This window comes from Kribbella catacumbae DSM 19601 (genome assembly GCF_000372465.1).
Lineage (GTDB): Bacteria > Actinomycetota > Actinomycetes > Propionibacteriales > Kribbellaceae > Kribbella > Kribbella catacumbae.
On the sequence record NZ_AQUZ01000063.1, the window covers coordinates 12,096 to 33,245 of the forward strand.

18 protein-coding genes are annotated in these 21,150 nt (G+C 67.1%); 4 read left to right on the forward strand and 14 right to left on the reverse strand.

The window, feature by feature from the left end; genetic code table 11:
* Positions 1–90 precede the first annotated feature (90 nt).
* The 6 genes from A3ES_RS0138870 to A3ES_RS0138895 are packed head-to-tail and all read right to left on the reverse strand — an operon-like array spanning position 91 to position 5,664.
* Positions 91–900 (reverse strand): glycoside hydrolase family protein, encoded by an 810-nt coding sequence (locus tag A3ES_RS0138870; RefSeq protein WP_026163603.1) that lies wholly within the window; start codon positions 898–900, stop codon positions 91–93.
* On the reverse strand, positions 897–1,547 hold the full coding sequence (locus A3ES_RS0138875; protein WP_020392248.1) for a hypothetical protein: 651 nt from the start codon (positions 1,545–1,547) through the stop codon (positions 897–899). The genes A3ES_RS0138870 and A3ES_RS0138875 overlap by 4 nt, the downstream gene beginning before the upstream one ends.
* Positions 1,547–2,431 carry a carbohydrate ABC transporter permease gene (locus tag A3ES_RS0138880; RefSeq protein WP_020392249.1) on the reverse strand — a complete coding sequence of 295 codons (885 nt, stop codon included), beginning with the start codon at positions 2,429–2,431 and terminating at the stop codon, positions 1,547–1,549. The genes A3ES_RS0138875 and A3ES_RS0138880 overlap by 1 nt, the downstream gene beginning before the upstream one ends.
* Positions 2,428–3,327, reverse strand: coding sequence for a carbohydrate ABC transporter permease (locus A3ES_RS0138885; RefSeq protein ID WP_020392250.1), 900 nt, complete (start codon positions 3,325–3,327; stop codon positions 2,428–2,430). Before A3ES_RS0138885 ends, A3ES_RS0138880 begins: the two co-directional genes overlap by 4 nt.
* A gap of 2 nt (positions 3,328–3,329) precedes the next feature.
* On the reverse strand, positions 3,330–4,601 hold the full coding sequence (locus tag A3ES_RS0138890) for an ABC transporter substrate-binding protein (RefSeq protein ID WP_020392251.1): 1,272 nt from the start codon (positions 4,599–4,601) through the stop codon (positions 3,330–3,332).
* A 52-nt stretch (positions 4,602–4,653) separates the two neighbouring features.
* On the reverse strand, positions 4,654–5,664 hold the full coding sequence (locus A3ES_RS0138895) for a hydroxyacid dehydrogenase (protein ID WP_020392252.1): 1,011 nt from the start codon (positions 5,662–5,664) through the stop codon (positions 4,654–4,656).
* 170 nt (positions 5,665–5,834) lie between these two features.
* On the opposite strand from A3ES_RS0138895, the gene A3ES_RS0138900 reads away from it, so the two are divergent.
* Complete coding sequence (locus A3ES_RS0138900; protein WP_020392253.1) at positions 5,835–6,953, forward strand: substrate-binding domain-containing protein; 1,119 nt, start codon at positions 5,835–5,837, stop codon at positions 6,951–6,953.
* A gap of 3 nt (positions 6,954–6,956) precedes the next feature.
* Here the strand turns inward: A3ES_RS0138900 and A3ES_RS0138905 are convergent, their stop codons facing one another.
* From A3ES_RS0138905 to A3ES_RS49985, 7 genes are all read right to left on the reverse strand, one after another.
* Positions 6,957–8,834 carry a DUF2264 domain-containing protein gene (locus A3ES_RS0138905; protein ID WP_020392254.1) on the reverse strand — a complete coding sequence of 626 codons (1,878 nt, stop codon included), beginning with the start codon at positions 8,832–8,834 and terminating at the stop codon, positions 6,957–6,959.
* Positions 8,827–10,665, reverse strand: coding sequence for a heparinase II/III domain-containing protein (locus A3ES_RS0138910; RefSeq protein WP_020392255.1), 1,839 nt, complete (start codon positions 10,663–10,665; stop codon positions 8,827–8,829). The genes A3ES_RS0138905 and A3ES_RS0138910 overlap by 8 nt, the downstream gene beginning before the upstream one ends.
* An 87-nt stretch (positions 10,666–10,752) precedes the next feature.
* Positions 10,753–11,565 carry an ABC transporter ATP-binding protein gene (locus tag A3ES_RS0138915; RefSeq protein WP_020392256.1) on the reverse strand — a complete coding sequence of 271 codons (813 nt, stop codon included), beginning with the start codon at positions 11,563–11,565 and terminating at the stop codon, positions 10,753–10,755.
* Entirely contained in the window at positions 11,562–12,476 is a 915-nt protein-coding gene (locus A3ES_RS0138920) for an ABC transporter ATP-binding protein (protein WP_020392257.1), read from the reverse strand. The genes A3ES_RS0138915 and A3ES_RS0138920 overlap by 4 nt, the downstream gene beginning before the upstream one ends.
* Positions 12,473–13,357, reverse strand: a complete 885-nt coding sequence (locus A3ES_RS0138925; protein WP_020392258.1) for an ABC transporter permease — start codon at positions 13,355–13,357, stop codon at positions 12,473–12,475. The genes A3ES_RS0138920 and A3ES_RS0138925 overlap by 4 nt, the downstream gene beginning before the upstream one ends.
* A 15-nt stretch (positions 13,358–13,372) precedes the next feature.
* Positions 13,373–14,362 (reverse strand): ABC transporter permease, encoded by a 990-nt coding sequence (locus tag A3ES_RS0138930; protein ID WP_020392259.1) that lies wholly within the window; start codon positions 14,360–14,362, stop codon positions 13,373–13,375.
* Complete coding sequence (locus A3ES_RS49985; protein ID WP_020392260.1) at positions 14,363–15,919, reverse strand: ABC transporter substrate-binding protein; 1,557 nt, start codon at positions 15,917–15,919, stop codon at positions 14,363–14,365.
* A gap of 266 nt (positions 15,920–16,185) precedes the next feature.
* Between A3ES_RS49985 and A3ES_RS0138940 the strand changes: the two genes are divergently transcribed.
* Positions 16,186–17,244 carry a LacI family DNA-binding transcriptional regulator gene (locus A3ES_RS0138940; RefSeq protein WP_020392261.1) on the forward strand — a complete coding sequence of 353 codons (1,059 nt, stop codon included), beginning with the start codon at positions 16,186–16,188 and terminating at the stop codon, positions 17,242–17,244.
* Positions 17,245–17,299: 55 nt separating this feature from the next.
* A complete protein-coding gene (locus tag A3ES_RS0138945; RefSeq protein ID WP_020392262.1) occupies positions 17,300–18,340 on the forward strand; it encodes a LacI family DNA-binding transcriptional regulator in 1,041 nt (346 codons plus the stop codon).
* A 286-nt stretch (positions 18,341–18,626) separates the two neighbouring features.
* Here A3ES_RS0138945 and A3ES_RS55280 read toward each other — a convergent pair whose 3' ends face one another.
* Positions 18,627–18,989, reverse strand: coding sequence for an ABC transporter permease subunit (locus A3ES_RS55280; protein ID WP_020392263.1), 363 nt, complete (start codon positions 18,987–18,989; stop codon positions 18,627–18,629).
* Positions 18,990–19,227: 238 nt separating this feature from the next.
* Between A3ES_RS55280 and A3ES_RS49995 the strand changes: the two genes are divergently transcribed.
* On the forward strand, positions 19,228–21,075 hold the full coding sequence (locus A3ES_RS49995; protein WP_020392264.1) for a rhamnogalacturonan lyase: 1,848 nt from the start codon (positions 19,228–19,230) through the stop codon (positions 21,073–21,075).
* The last annotated feature ends 75 nt before the right edge of the window (positions 21,076–21,150 follow it).

Genomic DNA, 21,150 nt, shown 5'->3' on the forward strand with positions numbered 1-21,150 from the left:
TTGTTGTTCGCGCGGTCGTAGGGAATCACCGAGGTGCTCTGCGACCGGAAGGTGTTCGCGGCACCAGACCCCGGGATGGGATTGCCCTGGTCAGCCCAACTTCCGAGGATGCTCTTGGCCGTCGCATACCGCGCCGGGTTGGGATCCCACCCGGTCGCTCCCGAGGTCACCAGATAGTAGGTCCCCTCGGACTTGAACATCGCCGGCAGGGTCGAAGGCGGGCGATGTACCGCACCACGGGACCGAGTCGCTGGGAACGCGATTGAGCCGGTACGAGTCGATCCACCGGAACGGCCCCTTCGGCGAGTTCGAGACCGCGACACCCGCTTCCGCGCGGGCATAGGTCGAGGTCATCTCCGGCGTCGTCGGCCCGTCGGAGTGCACCCACATGACCCACTGCCCGGTCTCCTGGTTGTAAATGACCTTCGGCCGCTCGAGGATCGACGGCGCGGCCCATCCGTCGGTGCGGACCTTGTTGGTCGACAGGTCACGCCAGACGACCTCGCGCTGCGCGGCGCTGTACCCCTTGTAGAGATGGGCAAAGTACTTGTCGTCGGTGAACTGGTCCTTCGAGCTCATCGACCGCAGGACGACTCCCTGGTCCTTCCAGTTGTAGAGGTCGTACGACGAGTACATGTGCACGCCAGGGCTGTCGTAGTAGCCGTTGCTGCGATCCTCGCCGTACCAGTACCAGATGCGCCTGCCGCGGTCGTCAGTAGCGGGCACGACCTGACCGCCATGGGCCTGGACGACCTTGCCCGCGGTGTCGCGCCATTCCTGTCCGGGCCGGAAGGAGGTGTACGCCGTACCGAGGTCGGCCGAGGCGGGCACTGCGATCAGGGACAGCAGGAACAGTCCCACCACGGCAAGCGCGGCGCCGAGCCGGACACGTGATCTCATGACTCTCCTAGGATTTTGGCGAGTTGCAGGCGGGTATTCGTCAGCACGACCCACAGGCCGCAGCCCGGTACGGTCGCCAGTCCGGCAAGGGGATGCAGCGAGACGAGCACAACCGCCGCGGCGAGAACCCCCAAGCTGAGCAGAGTGAATGGCCAGCCCCGGACGGTCGCATAGACGGCCATTCGAAGCCGAGCCCGAGGCGCCAAGCCAGGTTCCGTTGCCAACAGCACCAATGAGCAAAGGCCGACGGCGAAGACCAGCTCCGTCAGCACCGCCAGCAGCGGAACCAGCGCGGCACCGGGCATCGCGTCGTACAGAACCGAGATATCAGCCAGCAGTACTCCGGCCGCGGCCAGCGTGAACGCCCAAACCAGCACGGCGGACTTGGCTACCTTCCTAACGGAGGCGAGCAGCGGAAGATCAGCCAGGTAGCCGAAGCCCACGGCCACCGCGGAACCAAGCGGCAGCGCCAAGACGCCGAAGAAGACCGGATAGCGCCAGGGCTCGGCGACCAGGGCGAGCCCAAGCATGAGCGGCAAACCACCGAGCGCCAAGCAGAGATTCACCACCAGCACGCGCTGCGCGAACGACCAGATCAGTTCCCAGGCGTCCGCCCGGACATTGACCCGGGCCAGCGGCGACGCCATCACTTCAGCCCACTCGTCGCGATGCCCCGGACGAAGTACTTCTGGCCGAGCAGGAAGATCACCAGGATCGGCAGCACCGACAGCACCGAGCCGGTCATGATCATCGCGTACTCCGCGTCGTACAGCCCGACGAAGGAACGCAACCCCAACTGGATGGTCCACAGCTTGTTGTCGGTCAGATAGATGAACGGGCCCATGTAGTCGTTCCACGTGTTGACGAAGGTCAGCAGGGCAAGGCTGGCCAGCGCCGGCTTGGACAGCGGCAGCACGATCCTGGCCCAGATCCCGTACTCGCTCAGCCCGTCCAGCCGGCCGGCCTCACAGAGCTCGTCGGGAATCGTCAGGTAGTACTGCCGCATCAGGAAGACCCCGAACGCACCGAACGCCTGCAGCAGGATCAGCGAGAGGTGCGTGTTCACCAGGCCGGCCTTCTGCATGATGATGTACTGCGGCACCATGTACGCCTGCCACGGCACCGCGATCGTGGCGATGTAGGCCAGGAACAGTGCATCCCGGCCGGGGAACCGCACCTTGGCGAACCCGTAGGCCGCGAAGCTCCCGGTCAACACCTGCAGCGCCGTGATGGTCAGACTCAGGAAGACCGAGTTCCGCAGGTAGGTGAGCAGCGGGATGCGCTCCCAGATGTTGGTGAAGTTCTCCCAGTGGAACTCGGCCGGGATCCACTGGATCGGCACGCTGAACACGTCGGCGTCGAGCTTGAGCGACGCCGACACCATCCACGCGAACGGAACCAGGACTGCCACCGACAACACGCTCAGCAGCAGATACGCGAGCGCCCGGCGTACGGGGACTGCTTTCCGTGGCCGGCTCGGCGGGTTCGCCGGCGTCTGCACCGGCGCCGGAGGTGAAACGGTCAGTGTCATCGTTCGCTCCTGCGCTGCAACTGGAACTGGATCAGCGTGATCGTCAGCACGATGGCGAACAGCACCATCGACACCGCCGACGAGTAGCCGAACCGGCCCTGGACGATCCCTTCGCGGTAGATCACCTGCGACAACACCAGCGTCGACCGGCCCGGACCGCCCTCGGTCATCACCTGGATCAGGTCGAACACCTTGAAGCTGGAGATGGTCAGCATGATCAGCACGAAGAAGGTTGTCGGCCGCAACGAAGGAACAGTGATGCTCCAGAACCGCTGCCAGCCATTGGCCCCGTCCACCTCGGCAGCCTCGTACAGCTCCGCCGGGATCGTCTGCAGACCGGCCAGGTAGAGGATCATGTAGTAGCCCAGATCCCGCCAGACGCTGGCCACGATCACCGCTGGCATCGCCCAGGTCGTCGAGGTGGTCCAGCCCGGTGGGCTGTCGATCCCGATCGCCCGGAGGAACTGGTTCACCGGGCCGAGGTCCGGGCTGAGCAGCATGTTCCAGACCACCGCGACCGCGACCAGCGAGGTGATGTAGGGGAAGAACAACGCGGTCCGGAAGAACCGGGCACCGCGCAACTTCTGGTTCAGCAGTACGGCGAAGCCGAGCGCCGCGCACAGCGTGAGCGGCACGTGACCGATCGCGTAGTACGCGGTGTTCTTCAGCGCCGTCCAGAAGGTGTCGTTGTGGATCATCCGCTCGAAGTTGTCCAGGCCGACCCAGCGCGGGGTGCTGTAGGAATCCCAGTCGAGGAAGGACAACGCGAGTGCGGCGATCACCGGGACCAGCGTGAGCGCAGCGAACCCGAGGAAGTTCGGCAGGATGAAACTCCAGCCGATCCAGGTGCTGCTGCGGCGCCTGCCGGTCCCGGCGGCGGACAGGGTCGTTGCCATGGTCAGCGGACTTCGCTCTTGACCCGCTTGGACATCTCGGCCAGGCCGTCGTCCAGCGACTTCTCGCCCGTCATGATCAACTCGTGCTCCTCGGTCAGGATCTGGTCGACGTCGGACGACTTGTCGCTGACCGGCATCTCCAGCACGACCTTGTCGGGCTTGAACGCCTGCTTGGCCACTTCACCGTTCGGTACGCCGGGCAGCGCGAAGTACGTGTCGAGAATCTGCTGGCTGGTCAGCGCGGGCGTCACGCCGGCCTTGGCGACTGCCATCGCGCCTGCCTCGCTGGAGGCCCACTCGACGAACTTCTTCGCCGCGTCGGAGTGCTTGGAGTTCTTGTTCACCGCGAACGCCGTCGGCGATCCGAACGTGGTCACCTTGCCGTCACTGGCCCGCTGCGGCAGCGGCGCCATCCCCCACTCCACCTTCGTCTTGCCCGACTTGGTGTCGGCCAGCAGGGTCGAGGCGTACCAGGTGCCCATCGGCATCAGCACTGCCTTGCCGGTGGAGAACATCGTGTTGTAGGTGACCTTCTGGCTGGAGGCCGTTGCCCACGGCATCAAGGTGCCGTTCTTCTGCAGGTCCAGCGTCATCGAGTACTGGTCCTTGAAGAACCCGTAGTCGCCACTTAGCAGGTCGCCACCGGTCTGCGCCGCCGCGGTCGCCTCGACGACCGATCGCCAGGTGTGCTGGTAGGCGCCGTAAACCTTGGTCCCGCCGTCGCCCTTGGTCAGGCTCTTGGCCAGGGTGGCGTAGCCATCCCAGGTCAGGTTCTGCAGCTTGGACTCTTCGACACCGGCCTGCTTCAGCAGCGCCTTGTTGTAGTAGAGGACCCAGAAGTCCTGTCGGTACGGCAACGCGAAGTACTTGCCTTCGAGGTCGTAGGCGCTGAGACCGGAGTACTTGGCGGGATCGAGCTTCTTCGCCTCGTCGGTCAGCGGGAGGAGCTGACCGCGGGTGCCGAACCGGGAGTAGTCGATGACGTTCTTCATCGTCAGGACGTCGGTGGTGTCACCGCCGGCCAGCATCGTGGTGACCTTCTCGGCGTAGTCATCGGCCAGGATGTCGACCGGCTCGACCTTGATCGTCGGGTTGGCCTGCTGGAAACCGTCGATGATCGCCTTGAACTCCGGGGTGGTGGCGTAGTTCCAGAGCGCGACCTTGATGGTCTGGGCGCCGTCGGCCGGCTGGTCGGACGAGCCACTGCCACCACACGCGGTGAGCAGGGCCAGCGCCGCCGCGGCGGCGAGGGTGGGGACGAGGTGTCGCTTCACGACGTACTCCTTGAACTTGGTACTGCGGACGGGGTACTGCGGGGTCGGGGGCTCAGGCGCTGAGCGGGAGGGTGTCGGCGGTGATCTGGTCGAGCAGGGGTTCGCCTGCCAGCCAGCGGGTCAGCTCGCCGAGGGTGTGGTCGGTGAGCCGATGGATCTCGGTGCCCAGCGAGCCGGCCAGGTGCGGCGTGATCATCACGTTCGGCACGGACCGCAACAGCGAGTCCGGGGGCAGCGGCTCCGGGTCGGTGACGTCGAGGATGGCGAACAGCCGGCCGGTGCTGCATTCCGCCGCGAGCGCGTCGGAGTCGATCAAGGTTCCGCGAGCCGTGTTGACGACGGTCGCGTGGTCCGGGAGCTGGGCCAGTTCGGCCGCGCCGATCAGCCGGTCGGTACTGGGCAACGCGGGTGCGTGCAGCGAGAGGACATCGGCCAGCGGCAGCAACTCGTCCAGCTCGACGAGCCGGCCACCGGCGGCAGCGACGGCCTTCGCATCGGCGTACGGGTCGGCGACCAGTACCGTCGCGCCTTCGAGGGTTTGCAGGAGCTCAACCACTCGACGGCCGATCCGGGAGAACCCGACGATGCCGATCGTGCGCCGGAGGTTCGACAAGTCGCCGAAGCCTTGCGGGTGACTCCAGCCGCGGTACGCCGTCTTCGCGTTCGCGGCGAGGAAGGGCGCCTTCTTCCCGGCGAAGATGATCGCGGCCAGCGTGTACTCGGCGACCGGAACGGCATTGGCGTTCGCGGCCGTGGTGACGACGATCTGGCGATCCCAGAGCGCGTCGTCGGCAAGCGAGCGGATGCTGCCCGCCGCATGGAAGACAGCGCGGAGCCGAGGCGCGACGGCGAGCCGCTCGGCCGTGAGTCGCGGTGCACCCCATGAGGTGACCAGGACCTCGGCGGTGGCGAGCCGGGCGCGGGCAGCCGGCGAGTCCAGCTGGTCGACCCAGAGCGGCTCCGGCAGGGCGACCAGGCCGTGCAAGAGCTCCAGCCTCGACTGGTCGAAGTGCGCCTCGAACGCATCCCGGTTCATCACCACCAGGGCGGTGGGCGCCGTCATCTAGTGCTCCGGCGCGGCGCACTAGTTCGCCTGAGGGCTGGGCGGGATGCCCGGCAAGCGGTTACCGTTGCGATCATGTGAACATGAGATGTCTTGGTCATTCATGATCTCTAGAGTTCGCACGGGCTTGATCAGAAACGTTCAGATTCGTTCATGGGAGGTGAACAGGCGTGTCCGACGACCGCATGTTCGGGCTGCAGAGGCATGAGCGGGTCATGGACGAGCTGCGCCGGCACGGTGCCGTCCGGGTCCGGGAGCTGGCCGAGTTGCTCGGCGTCAGCGAGCTGACCGTCCGACGGGACATCGCTGCGCTCGCCGCGCAGAACCTGCTCACCAAGGTGCACGGCGGAGCGACCTTGCCGACCGAGCTCACGCCAGCCGCGCCGACCCGCCGCCGTGGTTCGGTCGGGCCCCGATTCACCATCGGCATGGTCGTCCCATCGCTGGACTACTACTGGCCGGCGATCGTCAGCGGTGCACGCTCGGCCGCGGCGGCTCAAGGCGTCAACATCCAGCTGCGTGGCTCGACGTACGACTGGGCCGAGGACCGGCGTCAGATCACCCGGCTGATCGAGGCGCAGCAAGTCCAGGGGCTGCTGCTCGCGCCGAATCTGGAGGGCGACTCGCTCGAGATGATCCGGTGGATCGGCGAGCTGCCGGTCCCGGTGATCCTGGTCGAACGGCAACCACCCCGCTGGACACCGACGCCGTACCAGCTGGAGTGGGTGCGCAGTGACCACGCGCTCGGCCTCGAACTCGCGGTCCGGCACCTGCACGACCACGGGCATCGCAACATCGGTCTGCTGCTGTCGAAGGGCAGCCCTACCTCGGCCCACCTCGCCCGCGGCTGGGACCTGGTCTGTGCTGACCTCGGCATCCCAGCCGGCCTGGTGGTCCGCGACTCGGTCCGGATGGACGAGCCGGGGCATCGCGCGCTCATCGCCCAGCTGCTGGACCGATGCAGGGCATCCGGTGCGACGGCGCTGGTGATCCACTCCGATCCGGAGGCGATGTCGGTCGCGCAGTACTGCAACGAACTCGGCATGACGATCCCGGGCGACCTGGCGATCGTTGCCTATGACGACGAGGTCGCCAAGCTCGCGGAACCGGCGATGACAGCGGTCCGGCCGCCCAAGCCGATGGTCGGCCGGACGGCGGTGGAGCTGATGGTGGCCCGGCTGACCGAGGGCCGCCGGCGCCCGATCCAGCGCGTCCTCGTCACCCCCGAGCTGATCATCCGCGACTCCTCGATGCCGCTCTCCACCCCAGTCCGCTCCACCTGGGCCTGACCGTCACTCCAGCGCCAGTACGCCGGTGCTGCCGTCGGACCAGTCGACCACCACGGTCGAGCCGTCCAGGCGTACCAGCGGTTCCGGCTCGGGATCCGGGCCGGACAGCGTCACGATCGCGACGTACACCTGCCCCGCCCTGGCAGTTGTCCGTAGCAACGGAATGGCAGTGTGGTTGCCAGTGGCACTGGCTTTCTCAGCGCGCCGTACTTCGGCCGCCTGGAAGCCCATGCCACCGGCAACCGTCGACACGAGTTCGCCCGAAACCACCCGAGCGGTCACCTGATCTGTTGCCGCCGCCAACGGATGGCCGGCTGACAGCGGCCAGCCGGTGAACTCCACTGTCCAGCCCGGATCCAGCTCAGCATCCGGGTCGATCAGCGCGGCCCGGACCTCATGACTCCCGCGCAGCAGCGAGCCCATCGTGACGATCGGACCAGGAACGACACTTCCAGCCCGACCAGACCCATGCTCAGCACTCTGATCCTCAGCAGTCCGCACCCAATGAGTCTCAGCCACCGAGGTGTTCGGCCCGGTCGTAGTGAACCCGTTGCGATGGGACGCCCCGAGCTCAGGATGGACGACCGCAACGCTGTTCTCGAGCGCCTCCGCCCAGAAGGGCGCACTCATCGGCGGCATCGTGTGAGTCGAGTAGCCCAGCCGCGCATACAGCGGCGAGTCAGCGCGCTGGTCGCCCGGCACGGAGTGGTCGGTGCCATGGTTGACGACCCGGACGATGCCGTCGGCCCGCGTCCCGCTGACGAGCCATCGCGGCTCGGGGATCTCCAGGGTGAAGTCACCGGACTCCACCGGAAGCGGCTCCTCCGGTGCCGTCCAGACCGGGTGCTCGGGCGGCAGCATCAAGCCCAGCATGCCCTTCACCGCCCAGTACGGCGATCCGGGGCCGGAGTACGACTGAGCGATGGCCGGCCATTCGCCGTACCAGCCGAGGGTGAGCAGGCCGCTTTCGTCCGGCACCCGGCGATCGAGGAAGTGGCCGAGCATGCCGGACGCAGTACGCCGCAACAGGCCGGGCGCGAGGTCAGTGGCGCCGGTGATCGCGCCCATCCACAGTGGCGCCGCCGCAGCATAGCGGTAGGTCAGGCTGCGGCCTTGTGCCAAAGGCGATCCATTGGCACCGACGAGGTGGACGGCCGTGCGCAGGAAGACCGCGAGACGCTCACGCCAGACCTGCACCCGCTCCGGACTGCAGAGGCTCTCGTCCATACTTGCCCAGAGCAACGGATAGACATGCAGCGCCCAGCCGTTGTAGTGATCGAAGGCGCGCTCGGGCCCGTCGGCGTACCAACCGTTGTCGCGAGCAAGCGACTCGTGCACCGCCAGCCCGCTCTCGATGTCAGCAGGCGACCAGGGACCACCGACCGACTTCAGGAAAGTCTCCACCACGATCTGGAACCAGACCCAGTTGATCGGCGGATACTTCTCCCCCACGACGGTCGCCAGCCACGCCACCACACGCTCGCGATCCCTGTCGTCCAAGCGATCCCACAGCCACGGCCTGGACAGGTGCAACCCGAGCGCGATCGAACACGCCTCGACCTTGGCCTGCCCCAGTTGATCCGGGCGCGGCCAGGCGTGCGGCGACGCAGGATCAGTCCCCGCCCGCAGCCCTTCGGCGTACCAGTCGGCGAGGCCGTGCGCGTCCTTGCCGTCGTCACCTCGCAACCTGATCGCCGCCAGAAGGAACGACCGGGCGAAGGCTTCCAGGGAATCGCTGTCGCCACCGTAGGCGCTCGACTTTCCCGGCAGCTCGATCCGGGCGTGGTCGGGCGATGCCCATGGCCGCAGCGACAGCAACAGGTTGTCCGCGACGGCGGCCCACGAGTCGCGAGTCAGCCCGGTATACGCGGCGTCAGTCACCGGTCTTCTCCTCGAATCTGGTCAGCGTGAGCTCGAAACTCCGCCGATCCGTTGTGGCGTTGATGATCAGCCGATGGACTACAGCTCCCCAGACACTGGCGAGCAGGTCGTCATCCACCGGCCGCTGCTCCAGCTTGCCCGTCCCGAGCGCCGGATCCCAGCTGATCCGGGCCAGGCCATCCGCGAGGGTGCTGACCACCAGCTCACCAGGCTGGTGCACGATCGGCTTTCCCGCGATCACGAAGTGTTCCTCGACGTCGGCGCCCGCACCCCAGGTGTCGACCACCCGGATCTGCCCGTTCTGCCGGTCGAGCATCGCCACCCGGCGCAGTTCCCCGGCCGGATACGCAGAGGACAGGTCCACCTCGGCCCGATCGTCCTGTACTACGAAGCTTGTCGCCCGCGAGTCCGCAGCGGCCGGCTGCTCTTGCCCATCAACCACCGGGACGTTGTGCCACTCGCTGCGAGTCACCCATTGCTCGTACCGCCGGTCGGAGAACGAGATCGCCGTGTACGTCGGCTGGCCGAGATCGATCAGCACCGGGGTCGCGTCCAGCGCGGCGATGAACGAGCCCACGTCGTTGTGGTTGTGGTTCTCGTCGTTGTGACCGCCTTTGATCGCCAGCGTCCAGCCCGCGCTCTCTCGGGCGACCAGAACCTGAACCTCGGGAAGCCAGCTCGACTGCGGCAACGGCAGCGGGCCCGGTTCGGCCGCCCACCAGTCGTCATCCAGCAGTCCCGCCAAAGCACGGCCGAGCCCGAAGGCGGGCGCGATGGGCTGGTCCCGATACGCGGCAGCCTGCGCCAGCACCACCTCATCACCGATCCGCCGGCCCCACCGGTGCAGGACGTGCCACGGCTGCTCGGGGCTCGGGCGCGCCGGACCGTCACCGACGTTCACGTACCACCCATCGCCCAGCGCCATCCGCTGCGGATAGCGCGCCAGCTCGGCGAGCGGCGTACAGGTCCAGGGGGCGAACTCGCCGCCGGTCACCCGATCGATGACCTCCAGCGCGGCGGCCAGCCGGGCGGGTCCGTTCCACCAATAGGCGTATCCCTCATCGCATCCACCGTCCGAGGGGAGAGAGCGCAGGTAGCGATCGAGGCCGTCGACAACGAGATCGACGATCTGGGTCTGGGTGTCCGGATCGGTCTCCAGGAAGAGTGCCGCGGCCAGCACGTGCCCATGGATCCACGGGTTCCAGTTGTGCAGATGGCCATCGAGGCCGAGCCAATGCCATCGCCGGTCAGCCACGAAAGGCCGCAGTACGCGGCGCCGAGCCTCCTCCCGCAACCGGCGACGCAGCCCGGGGAAGCGTTCGTCCAGGGCGGGCGCCAACACCAGATCGGCCCAGGCGAGGATCTCGACCGTCTCCGCGGCACCGAGATCGAGATACGGCTCGGCAGGATCCGCGAGCACCTCCTGCCTGGCCATCGCGAACGACTCATGCGCGGCCCAGCACCACGTGGTCTGCTCGCACAACAGGATCAAGCCGTCCGCGGCCTCGTCGACGTGCTCGTCCTCCCCCGTCAGAGCCGCCGCAAGGACCGCCGCACTAGTACGCCGACGCAGCTCCCCCGCAGGACCCTCGTACGCCGTCCGAACCCCGTCGCGCCAATAGCGCGCATAGTCCGAGGCCAACGTCTGCGGCCACGGCTGCCCGCGATCCGCCGCCGCCTCGGCCAGAATCGCCGCCCGCGCCACCGAATCCCTGCTCTCCCAGACGTCCCGCTGCCTGAGATCGGGAATCCCCGCCCGCACCCGAGCCGCCCGTACTGCGTCCTCGCGCGCACCCCGGCTCAAGGCCTGCCAGCGACCCAGAATCGACATCCGCCCAGCCTCCTCGATCCGAGCCTCAGCCCACCACCACCCGAACACACTCGATCAGGCTAATCCGCACCTGAACACCGGACCCGCTCATCGATCGCTCCGCAGCGTGGCCAGCCGCTTCTCGGGATTGGGGGCCGCTTGCAACAGCAGCTTGGTGTAGTCGTGCTGGGGATCGAGGATGACCTGGTCGGAAGGACCGCGCTCGACGATCTCGCCGCGGTACATCACCAGGATCTCGTCGGAGAAGTGCCGCGCCGTGGCCAGGTCATGGGTGATGTAGAGAACGCCCAGGTTCTCCTCGCGCTGCAGCTCGGCGAGCAGGTTGAGGACGCCGAGACGGATCGAGACGTCCAGCATCGAGACCGGCTCGTCGGCGATCAGGATGCCGGGGCCGGGCGCCAGCGCCCGGGCGATCGCGACTCGTTGCCGTTGGCCACCAGACAGCTCGTGCGGCCGCCGGCGCGCGACCACGTCGGCCGGGGTGAGCCGGACCCGCTCGAGCAGCCTGTGCACTCCTTCTTCGAGCTCGGCCGCGGTCCGGCCGTGCCCATGCAGCCGCAACGGCCTGGCCAGATGGTGGGCGATCGAATGGTACGGATTGAGTGACGCGAACGGATCCTGGAAGACCATCTGGACCGTACGCCGGTACTGCGCCAGCCCGCGGCCGCGCCGGGCGACGGGCGAACCGTCGAGCAAGATCTCGCCCGCGCTCGAGCGTTCGAGCTGGAGCAGCAGTTTCGCGACCGTGGACTTTCCGCTGCCACTCTGGCCGACCAGGGCTACCGTCCGGCCGGGCTCGAGCGTGAAGCTGACGTCGTTCACCGCGACGAGCCGGCGTCCCCGCCACCCCTGCTTCAGGTGGTAGTTCTTCACCAGCCCCCTGACCTCGAGAGTGCTCATCGGCTGGCTCCTCCGTCGACGTCGGCGACCCGGACCGGGTCGAGATCCAGCAGCCGCTCGTCCAGGCCGGCCCGGATGAAGTCGCCTCGCTGCCCGGTCAGACTCGGGAACGAGGCCAACAGCTGTTCTGTGTAAGGGTGTTCGGGCTGACTGTAGACCTGAGCGGCTGAACCGAGTTCGGTGATCTCACCCGCTCGCATCACCGCGATCCGGTCGCTGATCTCCAGCAGCAGCGGCAGGTCGTGGGTGATGAAAACGACCGCGAAGCCGAGCTCGTCGCGCAGCCGGGTGATCTCGAGCAGGATCTCGCGTTGCACGACCACGTCGAGCGCGGTGGTGGGCTCGTCCATGATCATCACCTGTGGTTCGAGGGCCATCGCCATCGCGATCATCACCCGTTGCCGCATCCCGCCGGACAACTCGTGCGGGTAGGACCGCAGCCGGTCCCGGTCCACCCCGACCCGCTCCAGCAGGTCGCCGCAGCGTTGTCTGCGCTCCGCACGGCTCAACTCCGGGCGGTGCGTGCTGAAGATGTCCTCCAGCTGGGCCCGGATCGAGATGACCGGGTTGAGGGAGTTCATCGCGCCCTGGAAGACCATCGAGATCTTGTCCCAGCGGAAGGCGCGCAGATCCTCGCCATGCAGCGCACCCAGGTCGATGTCGTAGCCCTCGCGGGAGTGGAACACCGCCCGCCCGGAGCTGATCACCGCCGGTGGCTTCAGCAGCCGGGTCAGGCCGTAGGCCAGGGTGGACTTGCCGCAGCCGCTCTCCCCCGCCAGACCGAGGATCTCGCCGCGGCCCAGGCTGAGGTCGACATGCCTGACCGCGCGCACGGTGGTCTCACCGAGGTAGTCCACGCTGAAGTCCTCGACGGTGAGTACAGTCCCGGTCTGGCCGGCAGACGTGCTCATCGGGTGGCCTCCTCGGTGGCCGCGATCTGTCGCTTCGAGGCCGACCAGCGGCGCCGGGCCCGCCGGGTCTGGTCACGCAGCTTGGGATTGATGATCTCGTCGATCGAGAAGTTGATCATCGCCAGGCCGGCCCCGAACACGGTGATCAGCAGACCGGGCGGGAGGAACCACCACAAGGCTCCCAGCCGGAGCGCCAGGCCGTTGCCGGCCCAGAACAGCATCGTGCCCCAGGTCCACGAGCCGCCGGCGCCGAGACCGATGAAGGCCAGCCCCGCCTCACCCAGGATGGCCCCGATCACGGCGAAGACGAACATTGCCGCCAGCAACGGCACCAGGTTCGGCAGCAGCTCGACCAGCAGGATCCGCCAGGTCTTCTCGCCCGCCACCCGCGAGGCCGAGATGTAGTCCCGGCTGCGCAGGCTGAGCGTCACTGCACGCAGTACCCGCGCGCCGCCGGCCCAGCTGGTCAGTGCCAGTACGCCGGCCACCAGCCAGATGCCCTTGTTCTGCACATAGCTGGAGATGACGATCATCAAGGGCAGACCGGGAAGGACCAGCATCACGTTGCTGAACAAGGAGAATCCCTCGTCCACCCAGCCGCCGATGTAGGCGCCGATGATGCCGAAGCCGGCCGCGAGTATCACCGCCAGCAGACCGACCACCACGCCGATCAGTAGTGATCCGCGGGTCGCGTAGGCCAGCTGGGCGAAGACGTCCTGACCGGTCTGGGTGGTACCCAGCAGATGCCCGTTGCCAGGCGGTTGCAGTCCGATGTTGTCGACCCGCTGGGGATCGCCGACGAAGAGCGGGCCGAGCAGCCCGAACAAGGCGATCCCACCGCAAAGCGTCAGTCCGACCGCCAGCTTCGGGGACAATGCCACCTGAGTTCCTTCCGGTCAGGCCCGCGCACGGGTGCGCGGGTCGATGAGGGCGTACAACAGGTCGACGAGCAGGTTGGCGCCGAGTACCGAGATCGTGATCACCAGGAACACGCCCTGCATCAACGCGTAGTCGTTGTTCTGGACCGCCGACATCAGCGTCATGCCGATGCCGGGGTAGGAGAACACCTGCTCGGTGATGATCGAGCCGGACACCACGAACCCGAGCGTGGTGGCGAACCCGGCCAGCGACGGCAGCACCGCGTTCCGGGCGGCGTACGTGGTCATGATCCGGCGCGGTTTCAGCCCCTTGGCCTCGGCGGTGACGATGTAGTCCTCGGACAGGGTGGCCACCATCATGTTCCGCATCCCGAGCATCCAGCCGGCGATGGACGAGATCACGATCGTCAGGGCCGGCAGCGTTCCGTAGTACGCGGCACTGCGCAGGAAGGGCAGGTTGAATCCCGGTGTCACGTTGTACACGTCGTAGCCACCGCTGGTCGGGAAGACCTGGGTGACGCTGGACAGCAGGTACAACAGCACCAGCGCGAGCCAGAAGTACGGCACCGCCTGGAACATCGTGGTCACCGGGATCAGGTTGTCCAGCCAGGAGCCCCGCTTCCATCCCGCCAGCTGGCCGAGCAGGATGCCGATCGCGAACGAGATCAAGGTGGCGATCCCCATCAGCGCGATCGTCCACGGCAGCGTCTGCGCGATAGTGGTCGAGACGGTCTGTGGGAAGAACGTCACCGAGATGCCGAAGTCACCGTGCGCCAGGTTCCCCAGATAGTCGACGTACTGGCTGACCAGCGGCTGGTCGGACTTCGTGCCCAGCAACAGCTCGAGGCTGCGCCGGGTCTCGGCCGAGACTGGCCCCTTCGCCGCCAGCTTCGAGATCATCAGATCGACCGGATCGCCCGGCATCATGCGGGGTAGCAAGAAGTTCAGGGTCAGCGCCGCCCACAGCGCCACCGTGTAGAAGGCCAGCTTGCGCAGGTAGTACCGCATCTACTTGACCGGGGTCAGGTTCTGCAGAACCACGCCATTGTCCCAGGCCTTCCACGACGCCGGGAAGGAGTAGAGGTTGTCCTGGGTCGGCCAGCCGGTCGCGCGGCTGTTGTTGAACTCGGTGAGGGTGGAACCGATCACCATCGGGATGTAGGGCAGGTCGCGGGCGATGTTGTCCTGGATCACGGCGTACTGCTGCAACTTTGCCGCTTCGTCGTTGGTCTGCGCCGCCGCCGCGATCGCCGCGTCGACAGCCGGGTTGGCATAGCGGGCCGGGTTCGAGCTGGCGTTCTGGCCTGCCGGGGCGGTGTTCTTGGACGAGTACTTGCCCTCGTAGGTGTAGTACGGATCGGTGGACGGGCCGAGGCCGATCGAGTTCAGGGACAACTGGTAGGTGCCCTTCAGCTCACGGCTGTTCCACTCGTTCCACGACATCTGGCTGGACTTGATCTCCATCCCGGCCTTGCGCAACTGCTGGGTCATCGCGTCGATGGCCGAGATGAAGTCGCTCCAGCCGGTCACCACCTGGATGGTCAGACTCAGCCGCTGGCCGTCCTTGACGTAGATCCCGTCCGGGCCCTTGCTCCAGCCGCCTTTGGTCAGGACCGACTCGGCCTTGCCGGTGTCGGCGCCCTGCGGAGTCTTCGCCTCCACCGACGGCGAGATCCACTTGTCGTCCCGGCCGGGGATCAGCAGGGTCGGCGAGCCGGGATTCGCGACGTTGCTGAAGGCAAGCTTGTTGAGCTGGTCGCGGTCCAGAGCGGCGTAGATGGCCTGGCGTACGGCGACGTCGGTCTGCGGACCCTTGCATCCCAGCTTGGCGCTGGAGCAGGCGAAGAGGCTGGTGGTCAGAGCCGGAGTGTTGACGTAGCTCAGCTCCTTCTTGCCCTTCATCAGACCGTCGAAGCCCGGGAAGTAGGCGCTCATCCAGTCGACCTCGCCGGCCAGCAAGGCGCTGGTGGCGGCGTCCGCCGAGGCCAGCGAGATGTAGCGGACCTTGTCGATCTGCGGCTTTCCCTGCTGCCAGTACCCCGGATTGCGTTTCAGCTCGTAGCTCTGCGGGGTAAACGTGGCCACGGAGTAGGCGCCGGTGCCGACCGGGTTGCGATTGATGTCGGTGGCGGGATTCTTGTCCTTCCACAGATGCTCCGGAACAATCGCGGTGTCGCCGAGCACGCTCGGACCGGAGACGAATGATGTCTTCTTGAACGACAGCACCACGGTGTGGTCGTCCTTCACGGCAGCGGTGGCGGCCAGGCCGTTCGTGTTGATGCTCGCGGTCTTGGCGATCATGTTGAACGTGAAGGCCACGTCGGCCGCACTGAACGGCTTCCCGTCCGACCACTTGACGCCCTGCCTGGTCGTCACCGTCAACTTGGTGCCGTCGGCGTTCCACGAGTAGCCCGTGGCGAGCATCGGCTTCGGGTCGCCCGAAGACATCAGGTTGTAGTAGTACAAGGGCTCGTAGATGATCCCTCGCGCGGGCTGCAGCGCCGTCGGGGAGAACGGGTTGAAGTTCTCGGCGATGGACCCTGAAGACGGAGATCCGGCTCTCACCGCCGGCCCCCTTCGCCTTCGAGGCACCGGCCGAGTCACCACAGCCGGCCAGCGCCAGCGCGCCTGCCGCGAGGGTCGCCACCAGCGCGGCAGGACGGGATCGACGCAAGAAATCGGGTAAGTACATTTCACAATCCTTCGGTCAGCATTCACGCGGGCGGAGGTATTTACTGGACCGGTTCAGTGCGTTGGGCTGGACGGTACTTGACCGGTTCAGTACTGTAAAGACCGAATCTCCCCGGAATTTTTCCTGGAAGGGAGCCCGGATGGCCCGAGTCACCATCAAGGAGATCGCCCGCCGGGCGGGCGTCTCCAAGGGCGCGGTCTCCTATGCCCTGAACGGTCAGCCGGGGGTCTCCGCGGCGACCCGGGCCAGGGTGCTGAAGATCGCCGAGGAACTGGACTGGGTGCCGAACCGGGCCGCCCGGATGCTGTCGGCCGCCCGGACCGAGACGTTCGGCCTGGTACTGGCGCGGTCCGCCCAGACGTTGAGCGAGGAGCCGTTCTACATGGGCTTCGTCGGCGGTCTGGAGTCAGTGCTGAGCGGGCGCTCCTATGCGCTGGCCCTGAAGGTCGTGCCCGACGTCGCCAACGAGCTGGCGACGTACCGCAAGTGGGCGGCGGAGAAGCGGGTGGATGGCGTCATCCTGGTCGACCTCCGGGTGGACGATCCCCGCATCCCCTTGCTCCGGGCGCTTGAACTGCCCGCCATCGCGGTCGGTGATCCGAGCCTGGCCGACGGGCTGGCCTGCGTCTGGACGAACAGCACCGCCGCGATGTCAGCAGCCGTCGAGCACCTGGCCGCCCTCGGCCACCGCCACATCGCCAGGGTCGCCGGCGCACCGGACCACGGACACGTCTGGATCCGCGACCAGGCCTTCGCGGCGGTGACTGAGCGACTGGACCTTACCGCTCAGGTCGCGCACACGGACTTCTCCGGCGACGAAGGAGCTGCGAGCACCCGCCAGGTTTTGTCCTGCGCCCCCCGGCCGACCGCCATCATCTACGACAACGACCTGATGGCGGTCGCCGGGCTATCGGTGCTCAGCGACCTTGGCCTGCGCTCCCCCGACGACATCACCCTGATCGCCTGGGACGATTCAGCACTCTGCCGAATCACTCATCCCAAGCTGACAGCGATGAGCCACGACATCGTCGGGTACGGCGCACTGGTCGCCGAACGCCTCTTCGACCTCCTCGAGGGCGCAGAGCCGAAAGCCCACCTGTACTCGACACCCACCCTCCAGATCCGCGAAAGCTCAGGCCCGCCCACTCTGTTAGCGCTGGCGACAATTCCCGAAAGTAGTGGGCCGGTCACAGTCTGACAAGAGTGCGGTGGATGGCAGAATTCAGCTCGACGAGATGATGGGAGCTGGAAACGTGTCCAACGGTTCAGGCACCGAGCGCGAGTCCGTGGCGCCGGCGTCCTCCCCACGGCGCCATCCGAGTCTGGCCGACGTCGCCGTACTCGCGGGCGTCTCCCATATGACGGTGTCCCGGGTGATCAACGACAGCGAGCTCGTCCGGCCGGCGACCCGCGACAAGGTCAAGGCCGCGATCGAGAGCCTTGGGTACCGGCCGAACACGGCTGCCCGGGCCCTGGTCACCGGGCGCACGGGCACGCTTGGCGTGGTGACCATGGACTCCACGCTCTACGGCCCGGCCAGCACGCTCTACGGCATCGAGCGCGCGGCGCGGGATGCGGGGTTCGCGATCACGGTCGCGAGCGTCAGCAAGCCGGGCGGGAAGTCCATCGCCGAAGCAGTCGAATCACTGCAACGGCAAGCGGTCGAAGGCATCGTCGTGATCGCCCCTCATGTCGCGACGGCCGAAGCACTGGAGTTCGCGCCGCAGGACATCCCGCTCGTCGCAGTCGGCGGCGCGGCTCCGCCGATACCGACCGTCTCGGTCAACCAGTACGACGGCGCGCGGCTCGCGACGGAGCACCTGCTCTCGCTCGGCCACTCAGCGGTCTGGCACGTCAGCGGACCGTCCGACTGGCTCGAAGCAGCCGAACGGGAGCGCGGCTGGCGGGAGACGCTCGCGGCCCACGGCGCCCGCGCACCTCGCCTGATCCAAGGCGACTGGAGCCCGCGGTCGGGGTACGAGGCCGGCAAGTCGCTGGCTCGGAGGTCCACCGTGGGAGCCGTGTTCGTCGCCAACGACCAGATGGCTCTGGGTGTGCTGCGCGCCTTCGCCGAGGCCGGGATCGCTGTGCCCGCGGACATCCATGTCGTCGGCTTCGACGACGTACCGGAGGCCGAGTTCTTCAACCCGCCGCTGACCACCGTGCGCCAGGACTTCAACGAGGTTGGCCGCCGGACCTTCGACCTGCTGTCCGAGCAGATGAACGGCCACCACCCGGACAGCGAACAGATCGCCGCCACCCTGATCGTGCGGCAGAGCACCCTGACCACCTGATCACCCGCCCAAGCCGAGCACGGGCCGGACCGCCCCCACTAACAAACCCCACCAGCAACCGCTTCCCCCGGCGTGTCGAGGCACTGCCGCCAGGTTCCGTAGTGGGGGCGGTCCGCCCCCACCTCGCGCCCACGAACACTCCGCCGGCTAACCGCCGTGAACCGCTGCGCCGGGTGACCGGTACTACGGAGGGGTTCGCCCCTCGTCTGGGGGATAACCCACTGCTCTACCAGTGGGCGATCCCCCGCAGGCGGGGTTAAGCACACCGATCGGGGTCGTCGAGCGATTAGGTTTGGCGTCTGGTTAGGAGGCGTTGGACTACTACGAAGATCAGGAGCAGGGTGCCGCCGATGACGACCGCCGCGATCGCGTCAAGCTCCATCCCGACGGCGTGCGGGCTGTACCCCGACAGCGTGTACGCCGCGAACAGCAGGCCGGCCATCGCCGAGCACAGGCCGCTGATCGTGTAGACCCCGACCTTGCCCAGAGCGACCCGCAACCCCATCAGGTGTGCCGAGCTCTCGCTGCCACCGACGGCGTAGACCGTGCGGCCGAAGCGGGTCATGTGCAGCACCCACGCGCCGACCGCGAAGACCACCAGCGCCACCACGACACTGGGGGTGATGTGGTAGCCACCCGGTAGCGGCACCGATCACAGCAGTTCCTCCCTATATGAACAGGGCTGAATGTTAGCGCTAACGTTACCCGCCGTCCAACCCCTTCGCGGCCTGATTGTTAGCGCTCGCATTTGAATCGATTCACCCTTCGTAGTGCCATTGACACCGTCCGCAGTGACCTCTACATTCTGGGAAACGCTTTCCGTGCACAGAAGGCGATCGGGCCCCATCTCACCTCGCGCTCTTGCGCCCGACGCTGGACGGTCTTCGATGAAACGAGTCAATCCGCCCCTGGCGACAGCTGTCGCCATCGCCATCCTCGGTGCCGGCCTCACCGCCGTACAGGCACAGGCAACGCCAACGACTGCCACCGAGCCGACCCCGACGCTCAGCTCCAAGGTCCCCACCGACACTGCCAATCTCGGCCGCGGCCTGATCAGCCTGCGGACCGGGAAGGGCAACTTCCTGTCCTGGCGCCTGCTGCACGACGATCCCGCGGGCGCCGAGTTCGCGGTCTATCGCGGGACGACCAGGATCGCGACCACCTCGGTCACCAACTACACCGACGTAGGCGCTCCCGCGGACGCCCGCTATACCGTGCGTCCGACCACCGGCGAGGCGGCGACCCGGGCCGCCGAGGCTGCCGACGGCGAGGTCTCGACGCTGGCGACCAGCCAGGACGTCCCGATCCAGAAACCCGCCGGTGGCACGACTCCGGACGGCGTCGCCTACACCTACACCGCCAATGACGCGTCGGTCGCCGACCTGGATGCCGACGGTGCCTACGAGATCGTGCTCAAGTGGGATCCGACCAACGCCAAGGACAACTCCCAGGCCGGGTACACCGGCAACGTGTACCTCGACGCGTACGAGCTGAATGGAACCCGCAAGTGGCGGATCGACCTCGGCCGCAACATCCGGGCCGGCGCGCACTACACGCAGTTCCAGGTCTTCGACTACGACGGAGACAATCGAGCAGAGGTGGTGGTGAAGACCGCGGACGGCACCCGCTCGGGTACCGGGCAGGTCATCGGCAGTTCCAGTGCCGACCATCGCAACTCGTCCGGCTACATCCTGACCGGCCCGGAGTTCTTGAGCGTCTTCAGCGGCACCACTGGTGAGGTGCTGGCGACCGCCGACTACGTCCCGCCGCGCGGCACGGTCTCCTCCTGGGGAGACAACTACGGCAACCGGGTCGACCGATTCCTGGCCGGTACGGCGTATCTCAACGGCTCCAAGCCGAGCATCATCATGGCGCGCGGCTACTACACCCGCTCCGTCGTCTCGGCCTGGGACTACTCGAACCGCACGCTGACCCGGCGATGGACCTTCGACAGCAACAGCTCATCCAACGGTTCGGCCTGGACCGGACAGGGCAACCACCAACTGTCGATCGCCGACGTCGACAACGACGGCCGCGACGAGATCATGTACGGCGCGATGGCGATCGACGACAACGGATACGGCTTGTGGGTCAACGGTCTCGGCCATGGCGACGCGTACCACGTCGGCGACCTCATCCCCAGCCGCGCCGGCCTCGAGGTGTTCAAGCCGTCCGAAGACAGCTCCAAGCCGGCCGACTGGGTGGCGGACGCGCGGACCGGCCAGACCGTCTGGCGAGCTGCCTCCTGCGGTTGCGACAACGGCCGTGGCGTGGCCGACGACATCTGGTCCGGCAACGCGGGTGCCGAAGTGTGGTCCTCGGCGGTCGGTGGGTTGCGCTCGGCAACCAATGGCTCGCAGGTCGCCAGCCGCAAACCCGGGTCGACGAACTTCGTCATCTGGTGGGACGGCGACCGTCAGCGCGAACTGCTCGACGGCACTCACATCGACAAGTACGGCACTGGCGGCGACACGCGGCTGCTGACGGCCAGCGGCGTTCATTCCAACAACGGCACCAAGGCCACGCCGGCGTTGCAGGCGGACATCCTGGGCGACTGGCGTGAGGAGGTCATCTGGGCGACCTCGGACGACACCAAGCTACGGATCTACTCGACGACCGACTCGACCAGCGTCTCGCACGTCACGTTGATGCAGGATCGCATGTACCGGCTGGCCGTCGCATGGCAGAACACCGGCTACAACCAGCCACCCCACGCAAGTTTCCTCAACCCCTGACCCGTACGACGTGGGGGCGCCCCGCCCGGCGTCCCCACGTCCCGCTGGCCACCTGGAAAAGGGTCAGCGGCCCGC